Origin of the sequence: Gimesia sp., from assembly GCF_048262075.1 — a bacterium.
Taxonomy (GTDB): domain Bacteria; phylum Planctomycetota; class Planctomycetia; order Planctomycetales; family Planctomycetaceae; genus Gimesia.
Genome location: NZ_JBLXFK010000008.1, coordinates 58,946 through 74,574, shown reverse-complemented (window position 1 = coordinate 74,574; position 15,629 = coordinate 58,946). Strand labels below are relative to the sequence as shown.

The following is a 15,629-nucleotide window of genomic DNA, read 5'->3' as shown; positions in this document are numbered from 1 at the left end:
AAACAGAGGCGGCATTAACCTCGACGAATGGCATCTATCGGAGTCATACGCGTCGTCCAGATTGCAGGATACAGGCCACCCAGAACTCCGAGCAGAGTACTGAAGACCACACCAAACAGCAGTAACCCCGGGCTGGCATACAGATGCACCTGGCTGGCAAACTTCCAGTTGACGACGGCAATGGCAATTAAACCGAGGATTCCTCCTAGAACGCCCCCCAGTATCCCTAACAGAGAACTTTCCGCCGTGATCAGCAACATCACATCCCGATTCGACCAGCCATTTGCTTTCAGGATTCCAAAGTCCACAACCCGCTCCATTACACTCATCAGCATCGTGTTGATAATACTCAGCATTGCAATCAAAACGCCGATCCCCGTCATCAGGCCCAGAAAAATATCCAGATCAGCAGTAAACGTATCCAGACGTTCGCCCCAGTCGGAAGCAGAACGGACTTCCAACGCACTTTCAGCAGACTCTGATTCCAATTTCCCTGTTTTCAGATCGGCGACCGTTGGTTTCAAAATGGTGTTTTCCACTTTTTCATTCGTGAGTTCTTTGTCGGCGGGATTTCCTTTAAAGGTATCGTCGATGGCTGTCATAAATTCTTTGAGGATATTGCTATTTGACGAACTGGCCAAAGCCAGCGAGGTCGGCTGCCAGGATGCCAGTTCGCGACCTTGAAACCGATCTTTAATTGCCTGGACCAGCTTATCATTAGAGACTTCTCCCGACTGTTCGATATAAAAGCAACTCACACTTTCCGGATCAAATCGAGTGATTTCGCGTACGACATCTATATCCAGAATGATAGCGACATCTAACAGGATCGAACCTGACTCATAAAGTCCGACGATGTTCATCGTCTGGCCATTCACTTCAATCTGGTCACCAATCTGTTTGTGATGCTGCTCGGCAATCTGCCGACTTATGACCGTATTTAATGTTCCGCGGTCATCCAGAGTCAGAAATCGACCTTCGTAGATGGCTTCCCGGTAGATCCCATGCTTCAACTCTAATCGAGTCGGCAGGTCGGTCCCAAACAGAAAGCGGGGCGGACTGATCACAGGTTTCCCTTCAATCAAATTCACTCGAGACCAGATTTCCGGGTTGACAATAGATACCCCGGTCACATCTTTGATCTCAGTTCCCCAGTCGCGGGGAATACGTGAGAACAACGGGATTGGCGCGCCCGGCTGCATCGCCAGGATCCCTGATATTTTACCGAAGGTCTGAGAAACCGTCTTTTCCAGCCCTCCTGCGATGGAAAACAACCCCACCATCCCAGCGATCGCAATCGTTAAACCCATTAAACACAAAAATGAGCGAACTGAGCGGCTTAGAAGATTTTTAATCGCAAATTTTATCATTGAAGCTGTTTTCCAGTGAGTTAATTCGATCCGACCTGTGCAGGGTAGGGGCATTCTACGCAGATCAGATCCATCAATGAATCATTTTGATTCGTATTCTTAGAATAAAAGCACTGTTTATAAGCAGTTATAGACTGAGCTAACTTGAAAACCAGTGAATTTCAAACGTAGAATGCTCCCAGCTGAGCATCTCTCAGGAAAGCATTCAACGGGCGAACGCACCATACTGCAGGGCTCGCTCGATAAATATTAGACGCCTGGTACATCAAACGAATTTCGAATCCATGAGCAAACGAGACTATTACGATATTCTGGGGGTTTCCCGCAGCGCTACCGCTGACGAAATTAAAAAAGCGTACCGAAAACTGTCGCGCAAATATCATCCGGATATGGCACCGGATGACAAATCGGCTGATCAGAAATTTAAAGAAGTTCAGGAAGCCTACGAAGTTTTACGCGACGAGCAGAAACGGAAGCAATACGACCAGTTTGGGCACTCATTTCAGCAGGCAGGTCCGGGAGGTGGTGGCTATTACCAGTCTGCCGGCGGTGCAGGACCGGTTGACTTTGAAGACATGTTCGGCGGGGGTGGCATTGACCTGGGTGATTTATTTGGGGGCGCGTTTCGAGGTGGGGGATCCAAACGGGCACAACCCCGTCCGCAAAAAGGGGAATCGAAACGTCTCTCCATTGATATTCCCTTTCATCTGGCTGCTGTTGGGGGAGAACATGAGATCAGCCTGCAGAAAGGGAGCAGTTCTGAGCGACTGACTGTGAAGATCCCTCCAGGTGTCGATAGTGGTTCCGTCATCCGGCTGAGTGGTCAGGGAAACCCGGGGATTCATGGCGGGCCAGCTGGCGATCTCCTGTTGACCATCAAAGTTGGCGCACACCCGTACTTCAAAAGAGACGGGAGCAACCTGTTACTGGAAGTCCCTATCACGCTTACCGAGGCAGCACTGGGAGCCAAAGTGGATGTCCCCACATTAAGCGAAGGAGAAGTGACCGTCACGATTCCTCCCGGTACATCCAGTGGCAGCAAACTACGTTTACGGGGAAAAGGAATCATCGATCAGAAAACTCGACAGACCGGCGATCAGATTTGCGCCATCAAAATTGTCGCTCCCAAAACACTCAGCGATCAGGCAAAAGCCCTGTATGAACAACTCAAAGATTTACAACAGGAATCACCCCGATCGAAAGCATGGTGAATTCGATGCAACTGAAACATCCCTCTGTAACCAGCCCAGGGAAAAACTGTCTGTTCCTGTTCTGCGTATTCTCTCTGACATGCTTACTGACACTCCAGCCCGTGGCAGCACAGGATCAGGAGACAGGTTCGACTACCAGGAATTCAATCAACCAATCGAGCGTGGAACTTCCCGACGATCCGGCAGCGGAAAGTACCGAAACGGATTCCGAAGAACCCAAAAAAGACGAACGTCCTAAAGAACTGGGGATCATGATCTTAATTGTCTGGCTGCTAGCGGGTGCTGGCATCGGAATTCTGATCTTTACTTCGCTGTTTGGTCATTCGGTACGCACTATGATTCGCCGTCCTTATCCAAACCAGATGTATCCCCCCAAAAAAGAAACGTCTGAACCACCAGTGGAAACCAGCATGGAAGCAGAGACTGGCGACGAAAAACCAGAATCATGACCGGTTCCCAAAACGATCCCCGGCACCAGACCCCTTCCGTCAAAACATTCGGATTTCCGAGAGAATACCGTATCCGTAGCCAGCAGGATTTCGATGCGATCTATGCTGCAAAACAGCGGGCCGGCGACCAGAACCTCTTACTGTTTGCAATTCAGAATGAACTCCCCCAGTCCAGACTGGGAGTGAGTGTCTCAAAAAAGAATGGCAATGCCATTAAACGGGCGCGTAAGAAAAGACTGCTCCGCGAGGCATTTCGCCTGATCCGATCTCAATTACCCGCAGGGCTCGATCTGATTGCCATCCCCCGTGCAGAGAAGGATGGGGATCTCCGAGGCTACCAGAATTCACTCAAATATCTCTCACAGAAGCTGAAACGTCGCCTGGAGCAACAGTCTGGTTGATGAAACAGATCGCCCTGCAAATCGGCCGCATGCTGTATCAGCTTCCCGCCCGAATACTGATCGGCCTGGTTCGCATCTACCAGATGACCCTCAGCCATCTGGTAGGCAGACAGTGCAGGTTCCACCCGACTTGCAGCGAATATTTTATTCAGGCGGTGAAAAAATACGGCGCCATCAAGGGATCCTGGAAAGGTATTCTGCGGATCTGTCGCTGCCACCCTTTTCACCCCGGAGGCTACGATCCCCCTTAGTCGATTCGGTTAATAGACTCGGCTGGGTGTTATCTGGATCGATGTTTCTCGTCTGACGGGTGACGTCTCTTCCTGAATCTGTTGAAAACTGATTTTTCGCAGTGGAACAGACTGGTCCTGTGAAATCATCGAAGGCACAGTCAGTTCCCGGGGATGATTGAACTCGGGCTGTTCAGTAGAGAAGTCTGGCACAGAGACCGGGGTGGCCGTTTTAAACTCAAATTTGCGAACCTGTTGCTGCTGAGCCTGTTTCGAATAAGGCCACATTTCCAGTTGATCTTCAGAAGTCGAGAAATCCTCGACAGCCAATGGTTCACGGATAGCAGAAACCTTCCAGGAATTGTTGAAGTTAGTTGCTTCTCCGGGAGGTGGCAGTTGAGGTAGCTGCTGTGATTTCACATCCGGTTGGGGTTGCAGTTTCTGCGGCGGAGCAGGCAGTGCAGGAGCGCGTTTGACCGGTTCCGGCTGCAGTACCTCTTCCGGCATCTCAGTCGCTTCAAAAACAGGTTCTGAATTGATGCACGAAAGGTCTCCACAGAAGGTTTCTTCTTCGATCACTTCGACATGGCTGCCGGAAACCCTGCGCACCCAGTCGGGCGTCTTCACATGTGATTTCATTCTGGAATAGAAACCTTTTACTTTCCCATTCATCTGTTTCACTTTATTCGACATGGAAGAGGAAACAGTTGAATAGTGGGGAACCAGTCCCAGGTACTTCTGGGCCGGCTCTTCCGGTTCATCATCAAACATGGACTTAAAATATTCAGAATCGTCAATGGTTTCTTCATCCGAAACCTTCTGAATGAGAGACCGCTTCTGGTTTGATGTCTGCTCTGCCCCTGGTGGAATCAGGCTCGGAGGAGCGGCAGGTGGAAAGCTGTCATCAACGGGAGCAGGAGCTGGTTCCAGTTTATATTTGCCCTGGTTCTGGTATCGGGGAGCCGTTGTGTCCATCTGCTCCTGATACTCAACACTGGGACGGGAGGCCTGCTGATAGACCTTCTGTTGAACATACTGGCAGCCAGCTAACCCCGATATGGAAAACATACATAGTGACAATGTGATCGTTTTCGAATAGGGTCGTAACATTTTGAGTTCCTCTTTCCGTGTCTGTCAGACAGCGCCGATCTTAAAAAAACCACTTTCCAAATTTGACAAGCTCATAAAATGTGGTATGGCACACGGAATAAAAATCGGTTAAATCTGCCGTTTTCGCATATATGAAAGTACGTAATCAGTTAGAATGGGCTGAAGAGCCATCCGTTTATTCTCGCTAAAACGATTTCTCATAAATGCAAGTGTCGTAATTGATGAAGCTATTGTTTGTGATCTAACGATCGTATTATCTGTAAGCGGTTCCATAGAACGGATCATTACTAATAAAACGGTATTAACGGCTGAAACAATTTCAAGGATCTGTTAAGTTTCAGTGATTATGCCTGTTTTCGATCAATCCACCATTATTGAGTGACAAGCGGCGACAGGCAGGCTGCATCTCAGGAATAGTTAAATTCAAATTCAGAACCGGTCTCGGAAGTAATTACAGTCGATGGATATAATGAAACAAGGAGTGACCCCATGATTGATTTGAAAAAAATTCTCGTACCAACCGACTTCAGTGAATTTGGAGAACAGGCCCTGCTTTATGGATGTGAGCTTGCCAACCGGTTCGAAGCCGAACTCCATTTACTGAATGTCGTTCAGGATGCCGTCGCCATGTTTCCAGAACCGAATATGATGGGAACGTCGATGAATGATCTGGTAGCAGACATGCAGGGGCTGGCTCAGAAACAGCTGGAAGAAATGCCTGGCCTGCCAGGCACTGAAAACCTGAAAGTCGTACGTAAAGTTTGTGTCGGTCCTGCATTTCTGGAAATTATTCGTTATGCCAAAAAAGCAGACATCGACCTGATAGTCATCGGTACACACGGCCGAACCGGCCTCAAACATATGTTGCTCGGAAGTGTGGCTGAAAAAGTAGTCCGCAAATCCCCCTGCCCGGTATTGACGGTTTCTCACCCCGAGCGGGAATTTGTAATGCCAACTTAAATAATCTGCTGCAACACACTATAATTTATTGAGTTAATATCACTGGAAATTCGTAGACGTACTGAAGCATCCGCATTCACGATGAAATCCGGACTCACCCCACTAAATATACTGAGGAAACAATGCCGAAACTGACCGTTGAAAATGTAGGAGAATTCGAAGTGGAATCTGGTAAGCGCCTGGTATTGGCACTGACCGAAGATGCCCAGGTCGATCAATTACATGCCTGTGGTGGCGCGAGTCGCTGTACGACATGCCGTGTTGAGTTTATCGAAGGTGAACCTGAAAAAATGACGGTCGCTGAAAAAAACACTCTCGAAGCACGTGAAGTCACCGGCTGCCGACTCAGCTGTCAGATTCTCTGTGATCATGATATGACCGTCCGGGCGATCAGTCGCCTGGAAGGCAGCGGGCGCGCCGATGCAGGCCATGTGCCCAAACCCGAAATGGAACCTCAACCCGTAGAATGGGTTGATAAATAACCTGAAATCCAAATCTGGGGAGCTCTGATATTTCAAAGCTGCGTTCAATTCAGAGCTTCTCATATTTCCGGCACAGTTTGATAACGGTCGCCGGGTCCTCTGAATAGAGGGAGTAATTGATGCGATTCATGCTTTCAGTCGTTTTGCTGGCTACTGTTCTGATTCTGTCCGGTTCAGAAACTGTCTCCGCCAAGAACCGTGACCCAAAAGTCCAGCAGGCGATTTCCAACGCCCTGGAATATCTCGCCAGGGAACAACGTCGCCAGGGATACTGGGAGGCGAATGGAGGACAGTACCGGGTAGCGATGACTGCCCTCGCGGGGAATGCATTACTGGCAGAAGGTTCCACCACCACGCGCGGGAAGTACGCAAAAAACGTTAAGAACGCTGTGGATTACCTGCTGGAGATGAGTCAACCCAACGGTTTGATCGGTTATAAAAATGATTATCACTACACCTACGGACACGGCTATTCCATGGTCTTCCTCTCCCAGGTTTATGGTGAAGAAGAAGACTCGCTCCGCCGCGAAGAACTCAAAAAAGTACTGATTAAAGCCGTCGATTTCTGTGCCGGTGCCCAGACCACTCGTGGCGGCTGGGGTTATGTTTCTGCCAAAGACGGTAATGATTTCGATGAAGGCTCAACCTGTATCACACAGGTCCAGGGTTTACGCGCCTGTCGCAATGCCGGCATCCCCGTGGATAAAAAAATCATTGACCGCGCCAAGAAATACATCTCAGACTGTACGACTCCGGAAGGGGGCGTCCAATACAGTATTCGAGGAGGCGGGGCTCGACCAGCGATCACGGCAGCTGCCTGTGCCGCCCTGTTCAATGCCGGAGAATATGACTCTGACCACCTCAAAAATATGCTTGATTTCTGCAAGAAGAATATCTGGCCTGGGGGAAATTCAAACCGCTACTTTGGACACTGGCATTACGCCCATTTTTATTACGCCCAGGTGATGTACCGCGGCGAAACCAAAGACTGGGATAAGTACATCGAAGATATCGGCAAGCAGATTCTACGCAAACAGTCTGCATCCGGTGCCTGGATGGAAGGACATGTCGGACCTGTCTATACGACTGCCATCAATGCGACGATTCTACAGCTCGATAAAGGTTACCTGCCGATCTATCAGAAATAGCAGGTATCCTGATATGGACTCAGTCATTGCTCAGACTTGTTAAATGACAGATCACCGACTCGGCTAATCTCTGGGGATGATAACCTCCCTCCAGCAGGCTGACGATACGACCACCACAGTACTCGCGTGCCACTCCTTTCACCAGTCGTGTTAACGTTCCAAAATCCTCAGTCTCCAGACCCAGCGAACCAATCGGATCATCTTTGTGCGCATCAAAGCCTGCACTGATTAAAATCAGTTCGGGCTGGCATTTAGTGGCAGCATCAAGCAGCATCCGCTCAAACTGGGAAAAATAGTCCTGACGGGAGATTCCGAATGCCAGTGGCAGGTTCCAGATTGTTCCCAAGCCCGCGCCCGCTCCCGTTTCATGGCCCAGACCAGTCCCAGGATAAAACGGATGTCGGTGTGCAGAAAAAAAATAGACGGACTCTTCTTCATAAAAGATATCCTGAGTGCCATTACCGTGATGTACATCCCAGTCAACAATCAGAACACGGTTTAAACCATGAAAGTCAACGGCATGTCGAGCGGCAATGGCCACGTTATTCAACAGACAAAATCCCATGGCCCGGCTTGAAAGGGCGTGGTGCCCCGGTGGCCTGCTGGCACAAAACACCTGCTTCACATCCCCATTGATTACCCGGTCCACTGCTTCAACCGCACAACCTGCAGCATAACGAGCTACATCATACGAGTCGGCGGACATCACTGTATCTGATTCAATGCGGCCACCGCCTGCTGCCGAAAAGGCCTGTAACTGTTTCAAGTAACTTTCAGGATGAACCCGGAATATCTCCTCGCCCGATCCAATCTGGGGATCATTCAATATCAATAGATTGGGTATGACTGCGGCAGTAACCTCGTTTGTTACCGTTTCCAGCCTCAGAGCACATTCCGGGTGTGCCCCGGTCTCATGCTTTAAGAATGTGTTACTCTGAAAATAAACCGCCATACGCTATCCATTCCTGACCGGGCTACACACACTGATTTCCTCAGAATCCAGATAACCGTTATAAGGTGTCTCAGACGGCAGGAGGAAACTGAACATTCTCTCTGCAATCATTCACATTTTCTTCACATCTGCATTTCCTGCCGGCATTGATGATTCTGATCATTTTTTCTAACCCATAGATAATTCGGAGACGCTTTGGCTCGGCAGAAGAATTCCGGCTTAAGGATTGAGAAATTTCTTGACAGTTCGTAAGCTAAAGCGATACCGTAAGATAATAAAACTATGCCATGGAAGACAGTGGAATTTATTCCTGCAGCGACAACGGAGTTATTTTGACCGTGCAAGTGGGATTGGAACGCTGATTCCCTGAATCTGCTACTCGAAAATGGCAGATTTAATTGGTATCTGCTCTTTATTTATCGTATGATTTACAGTGATTCATATCCTCATTCCGCTTCGTTCGGAACCAGAATAGCAGTCGGCACTTAATCACAGGAAATCTATTCGGCTGCCATAGAGTTATTTGCCTTATTTGTGTAATATTTTCCTTGAATGTAACGCTCCCTTTTAAGTCGAGAAAACCCTGTGCTTCTGAATGTACCGGGGTTCGAGCAGAACGTTGAATGAAGGAACTTTCCGTGCGACAATCCATATGCTCGTATCAGGCCTTTTCAGGAATTGAAATGCTGACCGCCAGAGTATGCAGACATTCTCTGTTGGCAGTCGGTCTGTTACTGTGTTCCAGTTCGTTACTTCTCGGCCAGCAACCAGCAGATCCCAATGCCCAGAATAATGCATTGAATGTATACAAAGAGTTAATGTCTCCTGATGAAGCGGTCAAATTTCGTAAAACCAAACTGCGGAATTTCGATGAGGTGCTGCGGGGGGGAAAGATCAATTCTCCCGAAGACAAAAAACTGATCGCTGAAGGTGCCAAATATCATCTCTATCTGATGACTTTCAAGCAGGACCCCAATAAACCGGAAAACGAGACTGACCTGAACAAACTGCGGGCCAATATCCTGCGTGATATTCAGTTCTCCGGGCGCGTTTCCGGGAACTATCAGGCGCGAGAATTGTATCTTGAAGAATTGACAAAACAGGCCGAAGATCTGCTCAACAATCATCGCCTGATTCGGTTCAGCGCTGTTGTCTTACTTTCTCAACTCGATCTGCGTGATGAAGATTTTCGCAAGAAAACAGATCGTGTCGCTTACACGATGGCTTATGTCCCCCTGGTCAAAGTCCTGAATGATAAATCTCAGCCCATAGAACTCAAGATTGTCGCTGCCAATGGTCTGGCCCGTATTGGAGAGACCGGCAATGCGACCAACCAGTTGCGAATTAAAATAGCAGAAGAAATTATTGATGAACTGATCCAGTCTGTGAATGAATTCTCCTGGTATCAGCGCAGTCTGGTTGATGCGCTTGGTTCAATGGGCATTACTGACAACCTGGCTCGGCAGCCAATTGTCACTGAAGCTCTACTGAAAGTCATGAATGACGCGAAACGGACTTGGGAAGTCAGGTCCGCTGCTGCACGGAATCTTGGTAAACTTCCCCTCAAAGCCAATGCTGACATCAAGCTCATCACTTATTCCATCGTGGACATGACACGAAAAATGATTCAGGCTTATAATGCCAACGTCAATGCTTTCTTCTGGAAACGCTGTTTCTTGAATGTCTACCAGGCATTCAAACCCCTGAATGCGGCGGATAATACCGGTCTGACCAAAAAACAGATTAATCAGACGGTTGTGAATGACGCTTACAAACAGGTCATCAAATCGATTGCCACGATCGTCCAGCCCGGTGTCACTCCACCTATTAATGCAGATGTCACCAAAGAAATGGATGACTGGCTGAAGAAGAAACTTCCCAAAAACTTCAGGGTCGCTCCCGTACAGGCCAAACCGCAGAACCAACAGGTTGCTGAAGGGAAATAAATCCTTCTCTATCCGGTTGGGGTCCTCGAGCGCATCACATTTAACGATTGCGTCTCCCAATCTAATAGACGCGGGCCAAACAGCCCTGGAGTCGCTACAGTAAAACGGGACACAGTCTCGTTTTCTATTTTGAATATACCACTACAGAATTTCCTCTGTTTCTGACCAGCCATCCCGCTGAAGATCCCTGCTTTTTCTATCACGTTACAGTAGAATAGCAGCATGCAAATCACAGACGTTCGCGCAATACAACCTGCAGGAAACAACTCCCCTCCCGACTGGCGTACCAGCCTGGGACAGATTCTTATCGCCATTGATACCGACGCGGGTATCACAGGCTACGGAGTCGGTGGTGGCGGTCTGGCAGGACAACATGTGGTGAAGACCGTCCTGCGTGATCTCCTGCTCGGCAGAAACCCGGAGCAGATTTCACAACTCTGGGATGAAATGTATCAGGCAACTCTGGCATTTGGCCGTAAAGGCATTGCCATCATGGCCATCAGCGGAGTTGATCTCGCACTCTGGGATCTGCAGGGAAAACGAGAACAGCAACCTGTGGTCACGTTGCTTGGTGGCACACCTGGAACAAAGATGCCTACCTACCACACGGTCTGGTCTACCCAAGATCTCGCGACGAGCGGTGAGCATGCCGGCTATAAACTGCATCTGGGAAAAGTGGCTGCTCCTGAACAACGCGATTTAATGGTCTCTTCCATCGAGCAGGCGCGGATCAGCATTGGCTCTGCGCCTTTACTGATGGTTGACGCCTGGATGAAATGGGACATCGAATCAACCATCTCGATTGCGCGAGAGATCAAATCATTTCAAATCGAATGGATTGAAGAACCCTTATCCCCGGATGATCTGGCCGGCTATGCCATACTCAAAGAACAAACAGAAGTCCCCATCGCTGGTGGCGAGCATGAGTTTACTGCAGACGCGTTTCGTCCACTCATTGAACAGAAGCTGCATACAGTACTGCAGCCCGATGTCAACTGGTGTGGTGGTTTGACGGAACTGATCAAAATCTACACAATGGCAAAACAAGCCGACTTACGTGTCTGTCCGCATCGTGGTTGTGAAATCTGGGCGTTGCATGCCATCGCCGCTCTGGATCCTCAGCCCCTGGCAGAGACCGGTCGCCCCTGGATGACCTGGGTCAAGGGACAACCTGACATTCAAGAGGGCATGATCGAAGTTTCGGACCGGCCTGGCTTCGGTCTGTTATTCGATGAAGCTCAACTACAACTTGTAAACTGACACTACTACCTGAATCCTATTCCCCTGAAACCCTGCAAATCATGAGAACTCAAAACCAGCTGATTACTATTTTTCTGATCTCTTTTGTCAGTATCCTCAATTTTGCAGGCTGTACTAAAGAGGCTGCTCCGGAAAAGACAGCAAAAACGACCAAACAGGATCCGCCTGTCCCGACAGCGCCTGCCGATCCTGTCATTCTGACAGAGCAGGATATCCACGAGCGCCTGAAGAAAAATAACCCTGACTATCAGAACAATGCTGAGTTTGGAAAGCAAAAGGGAGAAATCGTCTCGGCCAAACTAAGCGGTGTGGAAGATATTTCAGCACTAAAGGCTCTGAAACTGCAGTTCCTGGATCTGATGAATTGTCCGGTTTCAGACTTAAGCCCGCTCAAAGGGATGGATCTACAGTACCTGGATCTGACACACTGTCCGGTTTCCGACTTGAGCCCCCTGGTAGGGATGAAAATCCAGGAACTCTACCTGGAAGGTTCCTTTGTCAGTGACCTGAGTCCCCTGCAGGGCATGCCTATTCGAATTCTCAGAATGGAACATACGCCCGTTTCTGATATTTCACCCCTGGAAGGCATGCCGCTGAATCAACTCAATCTGTTTGACACTAAGGTCAAGAACCTGGGACTGGTTAATACACTCCCCTTGAAAACACTCTGGATTCCCAACACGGAAATTACTGACATTTCCCCCCTCAAGGGCATGTTGCTGGAGAGCCTGGACATTCAGGATACCAAAATTGCAGACCTCTCTCCTTTACGGGGGATGCAGTTTCTAAGATTGAACCTGGCGAATTCCGCAGTGACCGATTTGACGCCTTTGAAAGGAATGCCTTTACAGCGGCTGATTTTTACTCCCGCCAATATCACGAATGGCCTGGATGCAATCAGGGAAAACTCATCGATTCAAGGACTGGGCACCAGCTTTGATACTGTGAAAGCGGCTGATGAATTCTGGAAAGAATACGATGCAGCTCAAACGAAAACAGAGATGAAAAAGCCTGAGAAATAACCGGCGAGTCAATCGACAAGGTACTGCTTATTCTGAGAGAACAGATCCGATTTCCAGATCCCCAGCCGGTTCAACCAATATTGCAGCATGACAGCCAGAGTCAGTATCCCATATCGGGCACTGCGTCTGAAATTGATACTCGATGCCTCTTCAAAATAGCGTACCGGAACCGGGATATCGCTCAGCTTGAATCCAAAGCAAACCGCCTGCGCCAGGAACTGAGTATCGAAAATAAAATCGTCCGAATTGTTGTCGAAGGGGATCGTCTCCAGAACTTTGCGGCTGTAAGCACGAAAACCACTGTGAAAATCTCCCAGGTTCTGTCCGAGTGCAATATTTTCAATGATCGTCAGGAAACGGTTCGCAACATACTTGTAAAAAGGCATCCCCCCCGACAGGGTTTCCGTCCGGGTCCGGATCCGTGAACCAAGAATTACATCGCAAATCCCCAGTCGGATCAGTTCGGTTGCTACCGGGATCACGCGGCTGTCGTATTGATAATCAGGATGAATCATCACGACATAGTCTGCTCCCGCATCCAAAGCATAGCGATAGCAGGTTTTCTGGTTTCCGCCATATCCTTTATTTTGCTCATGCTGAATGACCGTTAACCCCAGACGTTTTGCGACTTCGACCGTATTATCACTGCTGCAATCATCGACCAGTACGATTTCATCAACAGAGCCTTCGGGAATATCCGCCACGGTTCTTTCCAGGGTACTGGCAGCATTGTAGGCAGGCATTACAGCAATGACACGCCCTCGCTCCGGCAAGGAACTGTTTGAGCTGGAGTCAGGATCGAGCATAAGATTATCAAATTCAGAACGTTGATGATTGGGCTGTTCTGCTTTCCAGATACAGAACAGGGGTAATGCACAGACCTCTGCAAGACTTCTTCGCGGAATATCGGCTTGAGATGGTCGCTTTCAGGTATGCATTGTTTACGAGAAGATAGGCGTAAACAAGTCAAAACGGCTTCGTTTTAAGGAATCACTTAAACCGGGGCAGAAGTCAGGCTGCAAACTCGATTGCGCCCTTCCGCTTTTGCCTGATACAAGGCACTGTCCGCAGCAGCTAACATCGCCTGAACACTGTCCATCACATGGGGTGAATAGGTCGAGATCCCCAGGCTCGCTGTGACGGGAATGTGAACCTCGTTAAATTTGATGACACTGGATTCAATGGAATGACGGATGACTTCGGCGATTCGCTCCGTACCAGTCAGTCCCACTTCTGGTAGCAGAATCGCTAATTCCTCTCCACCATAGCGGGCAGCAATCACATTATCCGATGATCGAATCTCCTGAATCCGTTCTCGTAAAATCTGTGCGACCCGTCGCAGGACTTCATCTCCCGCCTGGTGTCCATAATTATCATTGACCAGTTTGAAATGATCCAGGTCGATTAAAATCAGCGAACAGGCCATCTCTGCCGACTGTGCCCGATTAAATTCATCTTCAAACAATTCATCAAATGAACGGCGATTGACCAGTCCCGTTAAGCCATCCTGTCGCGCCTGACGTTCAATCGTTGCATGGCTCAGAACTTTCAACAGTGTATTGGATAAAAACTGCGAGGCCCAGGAGATCAGTCTTAACGATCGTTCATCATAAGGTTGACTGTCCTGATTGGTCAGACAGAGCACGCCGATCCGTTTTCGATTTGTGATCAGAGGTGAGATCAAAGCAGCCCCGATCAGAGATCGGATTCCATGATTTTCCAGCTGATCCCCTGCCAGAGAAGTATTCTCCCCTGAATTGAGCCCCAGTTGGACCAGTTTCATCTCATGCTCACTCCAGCGGGCTTTGACTCCGGATTGGAGAGTAATTCCACATTCGACAATTGCTTTACAGCCACTGGCATCACCGGGAGTCGAAAGAAATAACCCCGCCCTGCTTGAATTGGTCAGTTGTCGTAATCGATCCAGAAATTCTTCCAGCATGATTACCGGAGTCTTATACTGCTGATCAGCCAGGGATCGCAATTCGAGCTGTTCACGCGTGACGCGTAACTCAAACCGATGCGATTCAAAATCCTGATTCTTGACAATATTACGAGAGACACAAATCAGCAGTCGCTTTGCCAGTTTGATCTGCTGGGCTTCATCAACACCTTCGGGATACAGATCTGTTGTAATAAATATTCCGGAGATGTCTTTTTTATCATAGACGGCCATCAGGCACAGCTTTTGAATTCGGGCTTTGTCCTGATCGTGAAAACATTCATAGACATTCGATTCTCGAAGCTTTTCGCCACGCAATACAAGCACATTCTTATTCCGCAACTGTTTCAATATAATCCGGTCAATGTCATAAACCGCTTTGGTATTGCGCGAAATCCCCCGTGATTCTCGAAGCTTAAATTCGCCATTAATGTGGTTCAGGTATAAGCCAAATCCATCTTTCAGAGAAGGAACGTAGCGTTTCAAAAGCAGTTCTATTGCCTGATCAAAATCGGACTGCGAAACAAACTCCCGGAGAATATGATTTTCAATCAGCGTCATCGCCCGATCGGATTGAATATCATGTAACTCTTCCTCAAATTCAGAAAGATTGCGCTGGAACTCTTCGTTCTCTTTACGTACTGCTGACATCTTCAATGTGTAAACAATGTATTGCAGCAGACAGACACCGGCGATGGCCGCAACACTGGCATTTGTGACGCCCTGCGACACATTTTGAGTCATTACTTCGATGATTGATGCAATAAGGTAAGACAACTGAGCCCTGCGCTTTCTGACCTGCAAATGAGATTATATTCTGATGAATTCCGTGGAATCTCCACGAGGTTCATCCAAAACCTAGCCCAGAAAATGCCCTCAGATGAACACATTTTTCCCTCTCGCTCGATGATTTGCCTTCATCACTTTGCCTGATCCCTGAATTCGTTATAATCCAGATAAACCGATATTTTTCGCTTTCGATTTGAACTCCTTTATTCTCTAATAAGGTGAAGTCCGTCTCGTATCGATCCTCACCTTTATGACTGAAACCGACAATCGGGTGTGACACCAGCTGGTTGAGCTGCAAAGTACGTCTGTCCCAGGTAGTAACCGTTCCCATTTTTTTGACAAAGCATCAGGTCTTCT

General features: G+C 48.5%; 15 protein-coding genes. 10 read left to right on the top strand and 5 right to left on the bottom strand.

The genetic code is table 11. The annotated features are described in order from the left end of the window. Positions 1 to 14: 14 nt before the first annotated feature. Complete coding sequence (locus ACN0YH_RS16510) at positions 15 to 1,370, bottom strand: ABC transporter permease (protein ID WP_417380678.1); 1,356 nt, start codon at positions 1,368 to 1,370, stop codon at positions 15 to 17. A gap of 284 nt (positions 1,371 to 1,654) precedes the next feature. Between ACN0YH_RS16510 and ACN0YH_RS16505 the strand changes: the two genes are divergently transcribed. The 4 genes from ACN0YH_RS16505 to yidD are packed head-to-tail and all read left to right on the top strand — an operon-like array spanning position 1,655 to position 3,682. Continuing rightward, entirely contained in the window at positions 1,655 to 2,581 is a 927-nt protein-coding gene (locus tag ACN0YH_RS16505; RefSeq protein ID WP_417380677.1) for a DnaJ C-terminal domain-containing protein, read from the top strand. Positions 2,582 to 2,586: 5 nt separating this feature from the next. Further along, positions 2,587 to 3,030, top strand: a complete 444-nt coding sequence (locus ACN0YH_RS16500) for a hypothetical protein (RefSeq protein ID WP_417380676.1) — start codon at positions 2,587 to 2,589, stop codon at positions 3,028 to 3,030. Next, positions 3,027 to 3,431 carry a ribonuclease P protein component gene (rnpA, locus tag ACN0YH_RS16495; RefSeq protein WP_417380675.1) on the top strand — a complete coding sequence of 135 codons (405 nt, stop codon included), beginning with the start codon at positions 3,027 to 3,029 and terminating at the stop codon, positions 3,429 to 3,431. Before ACN0YH_RS16500 ends, rnpA begins: the two co-directional genes overlap by 4 nt. Beyond that, positions 3,431 to 3,682, top strand: a complete 252-nt coding sequence (gene yidD, locus ACN0YH_RS16490) for a membrane protein insertion efficiency factor YidD (RefSeq protein ID WP_417380674.1) — start codon at positions 3,431 to 3,433, stop codon at positions 3,680 to 3,682. Before rnpA ends, yidD begins: the two co-directional genes overlap by 1 nt. A gap of 9 nt (positions 3,683 to 3,691) precedes the next feature. Here yidD and ACN0YH_RS16485 read toward each other — a convergent pair whose 3' ends face one another. Then, positions 3,692 to 4,771, bottom strand: coding sequence for a hypothetical protein (locus tag ACN0YH_RS16485; RefSeq protein WP_417380673.1), 1,080 nt, complete (start codon positions 4,769 to 4,771; stop codon positions 3,692 to 3,694). 489 nt (positions 4,772 to 5,260) lie between these two features. Here ACN0YH_RS16485 and ACN0YH_RS16480 point away from each other — a divergent pair, with 489 nt between their 5' ends. The 3 genes from ACN0YH_RS16480 to ACN0YH_RS16470 all read left to right on the top strand — a co-directional run bounded on the left by ACN0YH_RS16480 (position 5,261) and on the right by ACN0YH_RS16470 (position 7,361). After that, positions 5,261 to 5,731, top strand: coding sequence for a universal stress protein (locus ACN0YH_RS16480; protein ID WP_417380672.1), 471 nt, complete (start codon positions 5,261 to 5,263; stop codon positions 5,729 to 5,731). A gap of 122 nt (positions 5,732 to 5,853) precedes the next feature. Then, the gene (locus tag ACN0YH_RS16475) at positions 5,854 to 6,213 is read left to right on the top strand and encodes a 2Fe-2S iron-sulfur cluster-binding protein (protein WP_417380671.1); all 360 of its coding nucleotides are present in this window, start codon (positions 5,854 to 5,856) and stop codon (positions 6,211 to 6,213) included. A gap of 119 nt (positions 6,214 to 6,332) precedes the next feature. Continuing rightward, entirely contained in the window at positions 6,333 to 7,361 is a 1,029-nt protein-coding gene (locus tag ACN0YH_RS16470; RefSeq protein ID WP_417380670.1) for a prenyltransferase/squalene oxidase repeat-containing protein, read from the top strand. A gap of 19 nt (positions 7,362 to 7,380) precedes the next feature. Here the strand turns inward: ACN0YH_RS16470 and ACN0YH_RS16465 are convergent, their stop codons facing one another. Beyond that, positions 7,381 to 8,313 (bottom strand): histone deacetylase, encoded by a 933-nt coding sequence (locus ACN0YH_RS16465; RefSeq protein ID WP_417380669.1) that lies wholly within the window; start codon positions 8,311 to 8,313, stop codon positions 7,381 to 7,383. A 683-nt stretch (positions 8,314 to 8,996) separates the two neighbouring features. On the opposite strand from ACN0YH_RS16465, the gene ACN0YH_RS16460 reads away from it, so the two are divergent. The 3 genes from ACN0YH_RS16460 to ACN0YH_RS16450 all read left to right on the top strand — a co-directional run bounded on the left by ACN0YH_RS16460 (position 8,997) and on the right by ACN0YH_RS16450 (position 12,541). Continuing rightward, positions 8,997 to 10,259: a HEAT repeat domain-containing protein gene (locus ACN0YH_RS16460; RefSeq protein WP_417380668.1), complete on the top strand. Its 1,263-nt coding sequence runs from the start codon at positions 8,997 to 8,999 to the stop codon at positions 10,257 to 10,259. A gap of 222 nt (positions 10,260 to 10,481) precedes the next feature. Then, positions 10,482 to 11,519, top strand: a complete 1,038-nt coding sequence (locus tag ACN0YH_RS16455; RefSeq protein ID WP_417380667.1) for a mandelate racemase/muconate lactonizing enzyme family protein — start codon at positions 10,482 to 10,484, stop codon at positions 11,517 to 11,519. A gap of 41 nt (positions 11,520 to 11,560) precedes the next feature. Then, complete coding sequence (locus tag ACN0YH_RS16450; protein ID WP_417380666.1) at positions 11,561 to 12,541, top strand: leucine-rich repeat domain-containing protein; 981 nt, start codon at positions 11,561 to 11,563, stop codon at positions 12,539 to 12,541. Positions 12,542 to 12,549: 8 nt separating this feature from the next. Here the strand turns inward: ACN0YH_RS16450 and ACN0YH_RS16445 are convergent, their stop codons facing one another. Continuing rightward, positions 12,550 to 13,347, bottom strand: a complete 798-nt coding sequence (locus ACN0YH_RS16445; protein WP_417380665.1) for a glycosyltransferase family 2 protein — start codon at positions 13,345 to 13,347, stop codon at positions 12,550 to 12,552. Between the two features lie 188 nt (positions 13,348 to 13,535). Continuing rightward, a complete protein-coding gene (locus ACN0YH_RS16440; protein ID WP_417380664.1) occupies positions 13,536 to 15,260 on the bottom strand; it encodes a diguanylate cyclase in 1,725 nt (574 codons plus the stop codon). Positions 15,261 to 15,629: the final 369 nt, after the last annotated feature.